This is a genomic window from Cutibacterium sp. LaCa_286 (assembly GCF_057198075.1).
Genome location: NZ_CP191091.1, coordinates 1110371 through 1122849 on the forward strand (window position 1 = coordinate 1110371; position 12479 = coordinate 1122849).

Below are 12479 nucleotides of genomic sequence, written 5' to 3' on the forward strand. Positions count from 1 at the left end.
TGTGTCACGGATGTCCCTTCGAATGTGAGTGAGGGCCTGCTGGATCCCGAATCAGTGAGGGGTGCGAGGGATCCAGACGGCGGTCGTCGATTCATTCACTTGGTCCTAAGTGTGCAGGAAACTGCCGTGTCGTGAATCCATGGAGAACGCTCCGGATCATTCCGAGGGCGCCAAGTGAGAGGAAACGCGTCCAACCGCGTTGCAGCTCAATATAGCATCTGCGGCACTGTGGTTCCACGTGCCTGGATCAGGCGTGCAGCTGCACGCCGGCACCGAAGCCCACCTGGTGCACGGCGAAGTCACGGGTGTCTGCTTCCGCCACGCCAGCAAGTTGGTCCGTGGTGCCCAGCGCGAGGACCGTGGACCCAGCTCCCGAGATGACGGCAGGCACGCCGCAGGCACGCAGCTGATCGATGAGGTCGGCCGACTCCGGCATGAGATCGCGGCGAAACGGCTGATGCAACCAGTCCTGGGTGGCTGCCATGAGGTGTTCGGGATGGTGCGACAAGGACGTCACCAGCAGGCAGGCCGAGAGCACTTGGCGCACGGCGTCACCGTGGGGCACGTTCTTCGGCATGACGGCCCGTGCGGCCGAGGTGGGCACCCGTCGCTGTGGCACGAAGACCACCGGGTGAATCCGCGGATCGATCTCGAGGTCAACGTGGTGCACAGCCGATTCCCGTGCACCCGAGGCGTGGGAAATCACGTCTGCGGCAGGGGTTGGGTCACCGTCGAGCCAGGAGAGTTGCGCTCCCCCGAAGATCGCTGGGGCCGCATTGTCCGGGTGGCCCTCGATCTGGGTGGCGACGCCAAGCGCCCAGTCCCGGTCAAGGGGCTGCCCGGGGCGAGCAATCCCCCATCCCAGGGCCAGTCCAGCGACGATGGCCGCAGCTGACGAGCCAAGCCCACGGGACTGGACGATCCGATTGTGCGCGCGAAGCATCAACCCGCACCTCGGGTCGGGGTGGCCAAGATCGGCCAGGGCACGTCGAATTGTTGCGATGACGAGGTGTGACTCGTCACGGGCAATGGTGTGCTCCCCCTCCCCCGTCACGTCGATCTCGACACCACGGCCATCGAAGACGGACACCGACACCTCGTCCCACAGGTCGAGGCACAGTCCCAAGCAGTCGTAACCCGGTCCCAGGTTTGCCGAGGTGGCCGGCACCCGTACCGTCACCTCGTGGGAGCCGGTTTCTCGCCCCGGCACCACCGGGGAACCAGCCTGGGATGGTGCGTCCATCGGTGCGGTCTCGGGACTCACTGATGCAGTCCAAGAAGCGCGGCAACCCGATCGGTCGATGGCTCGACGGCCTCGGTGGACAGTTCGGTGCGACTCAACGCGGTGTCGATGTCCTTGAGCCCGTTCCCGGTCACCGTGATGACGATGCGCTGTCCAGCAGGCAGGTCACCGCTCTGTTTGAGGGCCAGCAGGCCAGCCACGCCAGCGGCCGATGCCGGTTCGACGAAAATACCCTCCTTGGCGGCAAGGAATGCCTGGGCGTCGAGGATCTGCTCATCGGTCACCGACGAGATGAGTCCGTTCGAGTCGTCCCGGGCGGCAAGTGCCTTGCTCCCCGACGCAGGTTTGCCGATTCGAATCGCCGTGGCGACCGTCTCGGGGTTCTCGACGTCGTGTCCCAGGACCAAGGGTGCAGCACCGGCGGCCTGGAAACCGAACATCCTCGGGGTGTGGGTGGCGGGACCGTCGGCGGCATACTCCTGATAGCCCTTCCAGTATGCCGTGATGTTTCCGGCATTTCCGACCGGCAGGGCATGGATGTCGGGGGCGTCACCCAGGCAGTCCACGATCTCGAAGGAGGCGCTCTTCTGCCCCTCGATGCGGTATGGATTGACCGAGTTCACCAGGGAGACCGGGAAGTTCGCGGTCAGGTCACGGGCAATGGTGAGACAGTCGTCGAAATTGCCCTGCACCTGAATGATCCGTCCACCGTGGACGACGGCCTGGGCGAGTTTCCCAGCGGCGATCTTGCCCTGGGGCAGCAGCACCACCGGCATCATGTGGGCCCGGGAGGCGTAGGCGGAGGCGGAGGCGGAGGTGTTGCCGGTGGAGGCGCACACGACGGCCTTGGAGCCATCGGCCAGGGCCTTGGACATGGCCATCGTCATGCCCCGATCCTTGAACGATCCAGTCGGGTTGGCCCCCTCGACCTTGACGTACACCTCGGCGTCGAGCACCTGCCCCAGTACGGGAGCGGGAACCAGCGGGGTCGACCCCTCCCCCAGGGTGACGATGGTGTCGATGCCCTCCATGGGCATGCGATCACGGTACCGCTCGATGACTCCGAAGAATCCATTCTGACTCATGACATTCCCTCCACTCGGATGACCTTGGGTTGGCTGTGCACGAAGGGGGACTCACCGAGCTCCGAGATACATGCACTGAGATCCGCCTGCCGAGCCTGGTGGGTGAGCACCGTGAGAACCGCCGAGGAATCCTTGGCGGTTTCGTCCTCGGCGGTCTGCCGTACGGTCTGCATGGAGACGTCATGGCGAGAAAAGATCTCGGCCACCGATGCGAGCACCCCCGGCTCGTCGCGCACCTGGATACGGATGTGGAACCTGATCTGGATGTCGTCGGTGTCCAGGATGTCGAACTCGTCGAAGACGGCCTGTGGTGGCCCGGCCACCCCTCGCACGGCATTGCGAGCCACGGTGACGACGTCCCCCAGCACGGCCGAGGCCGTGGGAGCTCCCCCGGCCCCCGGACCGAGGAACATGAGCCGCCCAGCCTCCTGGGCCTCGACGAACACGGCATTGTAGGCACCCGACACACTGGCCAACGGGTGGCTGAGTGGCAGCAGTGCCGGATGGACGCGGGCGACGATGCCATCTGGACCGCCCTCACACACCGCGAGCAACTTGATGACGCAGTCGAGGTCCTTGGCCGAGGCGATGTCGTCGGGGGTGATGTGGGTGATCCCCTCCCGGTACACCTGGTCACCGCGCATCCTGGTGTGGAAGGCCAAGGAGGCCAGCAGGGCAGCCTTGGCGGCCGCGTCATAGCCCTCGACGTCGGCGGTCGGATCGGCCTCGGCGTATCCCTTCTGCTGGGCCTGGGCAACTGCCTGCTCAAAATCCATGCCTGTGGTCGTCATCTGGTCCAAGACGTAGTTGGTCGTCCCATTGACGATCCCCATCACCTGACGTACCTGATCGCCCACCAGGGACTCCCGCAACGGGCGCACGATCGGGATGGCACCAGCCACGGCAGCCTCGTAGTAGAGATCGACACCATTGTGCTCGGCGGCCGCGTTGAGTTCCTCGCCGTGGGCAGCCAGCAGGGCCTTGTTGGCGGTGACGACGGACTTGCCACTGCGCAGTGCCGTGAGGATGAGTTCTCGGGCAGGGTCGATACCACCCATGAGTTCGACGACGATGTCGACGTCAGGTCGACTCACCAGTGCTGCGGAGTCGGTGGTGAACAGTCGTGAGTCCAGCCCCTGGCGTGGCCGATCGACGTGTGCCACCGAGATTCCGGCGATCTCCAGCGGGCGTCCGACTCGGGCGATGATGTCATCACCACGGGTGAGAATCATTCGTGCCACCTGGGACCCCACGGTGCCGCAGCCCAACAGGGCCACCCGTAGCGGTTCACTGCTCGAATGCCCAGCCGTGTCGTGGACCTGGACCTCACTCATCAGCACTCCCCCGTTCATCATCACACTTCCAACTTCGTCAATCGTTCCACATGACCGGTCACACGTGGACCAAGAGTCCAGTCCGATGTTACCGATCAACCCGAGTCACGACCGCACCTGCATCGAGGGCAAGCAGATCGTCAATGGTCTCCCGACGCAACAGCGTGTGACACGTCCCGCCGCGCACCGAGACCACCGGGGGGCGGGGAACATGGTTGTAGTTGCTCGCCATGGAGCGTGAGTACGCCCCGGAACCGGGAACCGCAATGAGGTCTCCGGGCCGCACATCGGCTGGCAGATAGACGTCTCGCACGACGATGTCGCCTCCCTCGCAGTGCTTGCCGACGACGCGGCACAACACTGCAGATCTCTGTGACCGCCGATTCGCCAGCACGGCCGAGTACTCCGCGGCATAGAGCGCGGGGCGGATGTTGTCGCTCATCCCTCCATCGACGGAGACGTAGACCCGCTGGGCACCACCGTCCAGATCCACCGGCTTGACTGTTCCCACCGTGTACAGGGCCAACGTCGTCGGACCGACGATGGCCCGGCCGGGCTCGATCGACAGGTGTGGGACCGAAAGATTGCGAGCCCGGGCCTCGAGCTCGACGATCTCGGTGAGGTCGTGGGCAAGCTGGGACGGGGTGGACGGGGTGTCCTGACAGGTGTAGGCAATGCCGAACCCACCACCGAGGTCCAATTCGGGCAGCACGTGACCAGTGGCCTGCTGGAACTGGGCGAGAAGTTTCATGGTGCGTCGCGCCGCGACCTCGAAACCACCCGTGTCGAAGATCTGTGACCCGATGTGGGAGTGCACACCCACCAGATCGATGACCGGACTGGAGAAGCAGCGCACCATGGCCACCATCGCCGCCCCATTGGCGATGGAGAATCCGAATTTCTGGTCCTCGTGGGCGGTGGCGATGTATTCATGGGTGTGGGCCTCCACGCCCGGGGTGACGCGGACCATCACCCGAGCTGTGCAGTCCAGTTCTCGGCACAGCTGCTCGATACGATCGATCTCGTCCAGGGAGTCGACGATGACCCGCCCCACTCCCGAGTTCAGGGCCAACCTCAGTTCGTCGACGGACTTGTTGTTGCCATGCATCCCAATGCGTTCGGGATCCATGCCCCCCTCAAGGGCGGTGACGAGTTCCCCACTCGTGCAGACGTCCATGCACAGCCCCAGGTCGTGCACCCACCCGGCAATGGCTCGAGTGAGGAATGCCTTGCCGGCGTAGTAGACGTCCCATCCGTCGAAGGCCTGTCGGAAGGACGTGGCACGAGCCCGAAAATCCTCCTCGTCGAGGACGTAGAGAGCGGTTCCCTGCTGCTGGGCGAGCTCGACGACGGACACTCCTCCCACCTCCAGAGCCCCCTGCTCGTTCCTGGTGACGGTGGTGCTCCACAGTTCCCGGTCAAGGGAGTTGACGTCAGCCGGCACCGTGAGCCAGGTGGGGCTCGGTGAGGCGACATCGGCATGGACCGAGCCTGCGACGTGCATGTGAGTCATACTCCCACCTTGCCAGAGCACGGGTGGAAGATGCGCCGTGTCCACGCCGTGGAAACGCCCATGCCGCTCGAGACGGGTGACCGAGGACCGGATGAGAAGCGCGGAGACAACTGAAGACGAGGGACGTACCAGCGTGGCAGATGAGGGTCGAATAGGTTTTTGCGACATCCTGGTCTATATTGGGTGATTGCGGTCTGAAGCATCAGATTCAGCCCCCATAGCTCAGCGGATAGAGCACCGCCCTCCGGAGGCGGGTGCCGAGGTTCGAGTCCTCGTGGGGGCGCCACGACATCACGCGAACCACTCAGGATTCTGCCTACCGTCCTCCCAGGAGACGGACGCCTCATGGGCCATGACTACCCCGCAGGTACACCTGAGTGTCAAGAACGAACATCCTCGTTTTTCACGCTCTCAGATCAATTGGCTATGGTTGCCAGCGTGCCTGTCGATCCTTCCGTACCACTGTGGCGTCGTGTGCGCGCTGCCTCATCCACCCAGAACCGACGGGAACTGCTCACCGTTGTGGCCGTCGTCCTCCTGTGGGTGCTCGGCCGACTCGTCATGCTCAAGGTGTTCAGCAACCCCTCGAGCAACTACATCACCGGGGACGTGAACTACTACCGCGCGTGGCTGACAGGCGGGCACACTGACAAGGAAATGCTCATTGAGTACCCAGTACCGGTGCTGTGGTTCATGCGAGTACTCACGTGGTTCTCCGTCGGCGAGCAGGTGCAGTACTTCAATCAGCTCTTCGTCGTCATCATGCTCGTCCTGGACGCCGTCATGGCCATGGCTCTGTGGCGCAACGGAAAACGTTGGGGTGCGGTGTGGTGGTCCATCTTCGTGCCTGCCCTCGGTCCGATCATGTGGTTCCGCTTCGACATGGTCCCGGCTGTCTGCATGGGTCTGGCCGCCCTGTGGCACAAACGGCATCCCCTCGCGTGTGGAGCCATGATTGCCTGTGGTGCTGCTCTCAAGCTGTGGCCTGCGTTGCTCATCGTGCCCATGCTGGGCAGGTCGAGACAAGCCATCCGCCGACTCGTCTCCTTCCTCGTCGTTGGATTCGGACTCGGCCTGAGCTCACTGCTGCTCACTGGCTGGCAGCGCACCACCTCCCCGCTGACGTGGCAGTCCGATCGTGGTCTGCAGATCGAGTCCGTCCAGTCGACGATTCCGATGATCCGTCGCCTTGCCGACGACACCGGAGCGTTCCACGTGGGCATGAGCCGATTCAATGCCTTCGAGATCACTGGACCAGGGGTGGGCTTCTGGCAGACGTTGTCGTCACTGCTCATGGTCCTCACCCTGGCCGGGACGATCCTGCTGGGAGTACTCGCCTGGCGCCGGAACGGGTTCTCCCATCGCACGGCCGTGCTGTCGGCAATCGTCATCGTGGGGGCGATGATCCTGGCCAACAAGACCTTGTCACCGCAGTACATGATCTGGTGGGCTGCACCGATGGCCGCCATTCTGGATGATTTCCTGCCCGATCCGGATCGTGACGTCCAGCCAGGTGGGGCGATCGAAACCCTCGCTCTGGTCACCGCAGCGACGCTGGTGCTCATCGCCCTGCTCACCCAGGCCGTCTACCCACTCATGTACGGCCAGATCATCGGTGATGATCCCACGAGCGAGGCAACTGCAACACTCGTCGCCCGCAATCTCTTGATCGTCCTCGCCCTGCTCACCTCCGTGGGAGCCTTGGTGCTCAGCCTTCGGCAGGACGGGAACGCCGACACCGTTGCCCAGGACGACGGTCGTCCCACCCCGCCAGGACCCAGTCAGGACGTCAGGCCCCCGGAGAGGACGTCCTCGTCGACTCCGCTGGACGATCCAGACCCCGCTGGTACGACCACTGCCGAACGCTCCACCGAGAAATCCGCCTCGGCCCCGCTCGTGCGGCCCGAACACCACAGTGATGTGAGTCGACGCACGTCCAGATTCGCACGGCGTACCACTGCACTGGAGCAGGAGGCGACAACGTCAGCACGTCACGCAGCCAGCGGATCATCCTCCATGACTCTTCCAGAGCCCCGCACCGAGACCCTTTGGATGAGGACCACCCATCGATACGGCAACGCCTCCCCCAGAGCCACCAATGGCACCATGCTCATCACGTCTGGAACCATCGCCGCCCCGAAACGCAGCAGCAGTGACCAACCCCAAAACCTCAGCTCCTCGTCCCGACCGGCTCATCTGGAGTCGTCTGCCCCGCGACGCAGGATCTCCAATGTGGCAGTCAGCAGGACGGCTGACGAGGCCAACGTGCCCCGTCGAGCAGCTGGTGCCGCCCGGTGACGTCCATGAGGCGTGACGGTTGCACCACCTCTGGCATCACCCAGGAGGGGAGGGTTCCCCCGACGGTGAAAACCCTCCCCGGACCTGGTGAATGTGGTCAATCGACTTCCTGTGACGCATGTCACATGCAAAGATGGTCATGACGCTGGTGGACGGAACTCATCCTGAGTCCCGTCCACCGATGGCTGCAGTCATGGGAAGGGCCCTGTCGGTTGCAGCCATCACGCACGACCCGAGAGGCCTGCCAGCTTCTCGGTGCCCCATGAGCAGCGACGCTTGAGCGGAGTGGCGTTCCGCAAGGGCGGTACGACCAGGGAAGAAGGCAGTGGTGGCATCCTCCACCGAACAGGTCAACTCAACGAATGAGCTGGACTTCGGAGCCAACGACTGGCTCATCGACGACATGAGGGAACAGTTCCAGAAGGACCCCGACTCCGTGGGCCCGGCATGGGCGAGGTTCTTCCGCACCGAGACGAGCAGCCAACCGGTTGCCTCGGTACACACGAACCACTCGGAATCGGCAGGTACTGCACCAGTGCAGCATGGCGCGGATCAGGCCCCGCATGACGGTTCGGGAACCAGCGAACCTGCCCCGTCCGCCAAGCCACCCTCCCCCACCTCAGCCACTCCCAGCAGGAAGAAGGCCAGCACCATGAGTGCCGCCGCATCGTCACGCACCTCTCTCACTCCTGATGCCGTGCACAGCGCACCGTCACAGACCGTGGCCGAGCCGAGAACGCTGAAGCTCAAGGGTGCACCGATGCGCACCGCCAAGAACATGGAACAGTCACTGTCCATGCCGACGGCCACCTCGGTGCGCACCGTCCCCATGAAGCTCGTCATCGAGCAGCGAATGCTCATCAACCGCTTCCTGCGTCAGAACAAGGGTGGAAAGATCTCCTTCACCCACATCCTTGGCTACGCCATGGTGCAGGCCCTCAAGGCCGTGCCGGTGATGAACAACGCCTATGCCGAGATCGACGGCAAGCCCCACCTCATCGAGAACCCGTCGATCAACCTCGGTCTGGCCATCGACGTCAATGCCAAGGACGGCTCCCGCAAACTCGTCGTGCCAGCCATCCGTGACGCCCAGAACATGGACTTCATACAGTTCTGGGACGCCTACGAGGACATCGTGCGCCGTGGTCGGGAGAACTCCCTCACCGTCGAGGACTTCAGAGGGGTCACTGCCTCGCTCACCAACCCCGGCGGTATCGGCACCAACCACTCGGTGCCGCGTCTCATGCCCGGCCAGGGCTGCATTCTCGGCATGGGATCCATCAACTATCCCGCGCAGTGGCAGGGTGGCTCCGACCAACGCATGGCCGAGCTCGGCATCTCCAAGGTGACGACCCTCACCTCCACCTATGACCATCGCATCATCCAGGGTGCCCAGTCCGGTGAGTTCCTGCGCCGCATCCACGAGCTCCTCACCGGTGCCGACCGATTCTACGAAGAGATCTTCGAGTCACTGCGCATCCCCTACGCCCCGGTGCAGTGGGCCACCGATCGGTTGGCGAATCGTCCCGACCAGGTCGACAAGCAGGCGCGTGTCGTCGAACTCATCGATGCCTGGCGTCGATTCGGCCACCTCGTCGCCGACACCAACCCCGTGGAGTACCGGCCACGGTTCCACCACGACGTCATGCTCAACAGTCACGGACTCACCCTGTGGGACCTGGATCGCATCTTCCCGGTGAACAATTTCGCCGGCGTGCACCGCGACGCCCTCACCCTGCGCGAGATCCTCACCATTCTGCGTGACTCCTATGCCGGTCACATGGGCATCGAGTACATGCACATCGACGACCACGAGGTACGCAGATGGTTCCAGGAACGCTGCGAGAAGGAACACACCCCGCTGAACCGTGAGACCCACCTGCGCATCCTCGACGAGCTCAACGAGGCGGAGATCTTCGAGACCTTCCTGCAGACCAAGTACGTCGGCCAGAAGAGGTTCAGCCTCGAAGGAGCGGAATCCGCGATCATCCTGCTCGCCGGGCTGTGCTCGATGGCCGCCGCGGAGAACCTCGACGAGGTCTGCATAGGCATGCCGCACCGTGGTCGCCTCAATGTGTTGGCCAACATCGTCGGCAAGTCCTACAGCCAGATCTTCCGGGAGTTCGAGGGCAATGCCGAGCTCGTCAACTCCCAGGGGTCCGGCGACGTCAAGTACCACCTGGGCTACGAAGGTGAGTTCGAGTCCCACACCGGGGAACGCATTCGTACCTCGGTCGCCGCCAACCCCAGCCACCTCGAGGCCGTCGACCCGGTGCTGGAGGGAATCGTGCGTGCCAAGCTCGACAGCCTGGGCAATCCGGAGAACTTTCCGATCGTGCCCGTACTGCTGCACGGGGACGCAGCATTCGCCGGACAGGGGGTCGTCTACGAGACACTTCAGATGAGTCGGTTGGAGGGTTACCGCACCGGTGGCACGATTCACGTCGTCGTCAACAACCAGGTGGGGTTCACCGCGACTCCGCACGAGGGTCGCAGCGCCACCTACTGCACCGACGTCCTCAAGGCCATTGATGCCCCGGTGATCCACGTCAACGGGGATGATCCGGCTGCCGTCGTCCAGGCTGCGAAGCTCGCCTTCGACTATCGCCAGGCGTTCCACCGTGACATCGCCATCGATCTGGTGTGCTACCGGCTGCGGGGTCACAACGAGGGTGATGACCCCAGCTTCACCCAGCCACACATGTACGAGCTCATCAACAAGAAACGTTCCACACGCAAGCTCTACACCGAGAGCCTCATCGGCCGTGGCGACATCACCACCGAGGACGCCGAGGCCGTGATGGAGAAGTTCCGCAGCCGTCTGGAGACGGTGTTCGCCGAGGTGCGTGATGCCAACTCCACCAGCCCGGCGATCTCGACGGTGCCGAAGTACCCTGCCAAGGGCCACATCGGCACTGCCACCGCCATCACCCAGGACGTCCTGGACGACGTCATCAGGGTTCATGAATCCCTGCCGGAGAGTTTCACCGCACATCCCAAGGTTGCTCCGCAGTTGGCCCGGCGCGCCACGATGTTGCGCGAGGGCAGGATCGACTGGGCCACAGCCGAGGCCGCATCCCTGGGATCGCTGCTCATCGAGGGGGTCCACGTACGCCTGACAGGTCAGGACTCGGCCCGCGGCACCTTCTCACAGCGGTTCGGGACGATCATCGACCACCAGACCAACGAGCGTTACATACCGCTCAATCACCTGCGTGGTCAGCAGGCGAAGATCGAGATCTACAACTCACTGCTCAGTGAGTATGCTGCCATGGGCTTCGAATACGGATATTCGGTTGCTCGCCCAGATTCCCTGGTGCTGTGGGAAGCACAGTTCGGTGACTTCGCCAATGGTGCCCAGACCATCATCGACGAGTTCATCGCCTCTGCTGGAACCAAGTGGGGCCAGCACTCCGGAGTCGTCCTCCTGCTGCCACACGGATATGAGGGGCAGGGGCCCGATCACTCCTCGGCACGTATCGAACGGTTCCTCAACCTCGCCAGCGAGGGGCAGCTGGCAATCTGCCAGCCCTCGACACCGGCCAACTATTTCCACCTGCTGCGCCAGCACACCTACAAGAACATGCATCGCCCTGTCGTCATCGCAACCCCGAAGTCGATGCTGCGCAACAAGGCGGCCACCTCGGATCCGTCCGAACTCGTCTCGGGCGCCTGGCAGCCGGTGCTCGCCGACCCGTCGATCACCGATCCCTCTGCGGTGCGCGAGCTCATCCTGTGTTCGGGCAAGGTGCGCTGGGAGCTCGTCAAGGAGCGTACGAAGCGCGGGCTGGAGGGCAAGGTCGCCATTGTCACCATGGAGAGGCTCTACCCGCTGCCGCTGGACGAGCTGGCCCACGTCCTGGCCGACTACCGGCACGTCACCGATGTGCGCTGGGTGCAGGAGGAACCCATCAACCAAGGGGCGTATCCGTACATGAACAACCATCTGGCGACCGAACTCTCCGCAAAGCTCCCCGGGGGGCTGTTGGATCGCATGGCAGTCGTGGCACGCCCGGAGTCCTCGGCGCCATCGGTGGGTCAGCAGAGCATCCACCTCAAGGAGCAGCGGACTCTCATGGACCAGGCCTTCACCACGGAGTGACCTCAGGCCCTGCTGCAGACGCACCGCGTTGGTGGTGGGGTGCCTCCCCACCACCAACGTTTCAGCTACGTGGAGACACCTGTGCAGTTCGCCCACGCATGACATCTGCCGAATCCACCTGCTGGATCATGAGCCCACCTAGTATTGGCGTCGTGTACTTCACTGACCGTGGCATCGAGGAACTGCAGCGCAGGCGGGGCGACGAGGAAGTCAGCTTGGACTGGCTGGCTGACGAGCTGCGCCACTTCGTCGACATCAATCCTGAGTTCGAACTACCGATCGAGCGACTCGCCACGTGGCTTGCCCGCATGGATGACGACGACTGATCGTGCTCAGACTCACTCGACGCCGAGATGATCGTCCGAGAAAGTCCATCTGCCGCCATGCCGGGGCAGGCGACGATTTTTCAGAAAACGTGGCATCACCACACAACGGCGAAATAAAGTGTGGTCGAGAGTATTTCGCTCTCCTGGTCCGGGATACTCACTGGATAAGCATGAATTTTTCTCAACCCCTTGCCAAAGCAGACTGACATTGGCACACTTTCATGGTTGCCCCAAAACAGTACTGCTGGCATGTGACCAACTGTACCTGGCACCTGCCAGGACTAAGGAGTAGATGGCGAATGGACTGGCGCCACAACGCAGCTTGTCTGACCGAGGACCCGGAGCTTTTCTTCCCTATCGGTAACACTGGCCCTGCTCTCGCCCAGATCGAGCGCGCCAAGCAGGTCTGTGCCCGTTGCGAAGTGCGGGAACAGTGTCTGGCCTGGGCCCTGGAGGCCGGCCAGGACCATGGCGTCTGGGGCGGTATGAGCGAGGAGGAGCGCCGCGCCATCAAGCGCCGCAAGTCACGAGGCAGGGCACGGGCACGTCGTTCCTGAAACTCACCAACCGACCTGCTG

8 protein-coding genes and 1 tRNA gene are annotated in these 12479 nt (G+C 63.4%); 5 read left to right on the plus strand and 4 right to left on the minus strand.

Annotated features, from left to right (window positions below; genetic code table 11):
* Window positions 1-247: 247 nt before the first annotated feature.
* From thrB to lysA, 4 genes are all read right to left on the minus strand, one after another.
* Complete coding sequence (thrB, locus tag ACP8JZ_RS04800) at window positions 248-1243, minus strand: homoserine kinase (protein ID WP_306516947.1); 996 nt, start codon at window positions 1241-1243, stop codon at window positions 248-250.
* Window positions 1244-1260: 17 nt separating this feature from the next.
* Window positions 1261-2328, minus strand: a complete 1068-nt coding sequence (gene thrC / locus ACP8JZ_RS04805; RefSeq protein WP_306516923.1) for a threonine synthase — start codon at window positions 2326-2328, stop codon at window positions 1261-1263.
* A complete protein-coding gene (locus ACP8JZ_RS04810; protein ID WP_306516922.1) occupies window positions 2325-3662 on the minus strand; it encodes a homoserine dehydrogenase in 1338 nt (445 codons plus the stop codon). Before ACP8JZ_RS04810 ends, thrC begins: the two co-directional genes overlap by 4 nt.
* Before the next feature lie 88 nt (window positions 3663-3750).
* The gene (gene lysA / locus ACP8JZ_RS04815; RefSeq protein WP_306516921.1) at window positions 3751-5175 is read right to left on the minus strand and encodes a diaminopimelate decarboxylase; all 1425 of its coding nucleotides are present in this window, start codon (window positions 5173-5175) and stop codon (window positions 3751-3753) included.
* A gap of 211 nt (window positions 5176-5386) precedes the next feature.
* Here lysA and ACP8JZ_RS04820 point away from each other — a divergent pair.
* The 5 genes from ACP8JZ_RS04820 (at window position 5387) to ACP8JZ_RS04840 (ending at window position 12458) form a co-directional block, all read left to right on the plus strand.
* Window positions 5387-5461: transfer RNA gene (locus ACP8JZ_RS04820), tRNA-Arg, on the plus strand.
* 152 nt (window positions 5462-5613) lie between these two features.
* Window positions 5614-7473 (plus strand): glycosyltransferase family 87 protein, encoded by a 1860-nt coding sequence (locus tag ACP8JZ_RS04825; protein WP_306516920.1) that lies wholly within the window; start codon window positions 5614-5616, stop codon window positions 7471-7473.
* Between the two features lie 328 nt (window positions 7474-7801).
* On the plus strand, window positions 7802-11575 hold the full coding sequence (locus tag ACP8JZ_RS04830; protein ID WP_484482171.1) for a multifunctional oxoglutarate decarboxylase/oxoglutarate dehydrogenase thiamine pyrophosphate-binding subunit/dihydrolipoyllysine-residue succinyltransferase subunit: 3774 nt from the start codon (window positions 7802-7804) through the stop codon (window positions 11573-11575).
* A 152-nt stretch (window positions 11576-11727) separates the two neighbouring features.
* Window positions 11728-11901 (plus strand): DUF6104 family protein, encoded by a 174-nt coding sequence (locus ACP8JZ_RS04835; RefSeq protein ID WP_021103431.1) that lies wholly within the window; start codon window positions 11728-11730, stop codon window positions 11899-11901.
* A gap of 299 nt (window positions 11902-12200) precedes the next feature.
* The gene (locus tag ACP8JZ_RS04840; RefSeq protein WP_023035261.1) at window positions 12201-12458 is read left to right on the plus strand and encodes a WhiB family transcriptional regulator; all 258 of its coding nucleotides are present in this window, start codon (window positions 12201-12203) and stop codon (window positions 12456-12458) included.
* Window positions 12459-12479: the final 21 nt, after the last annotated feature.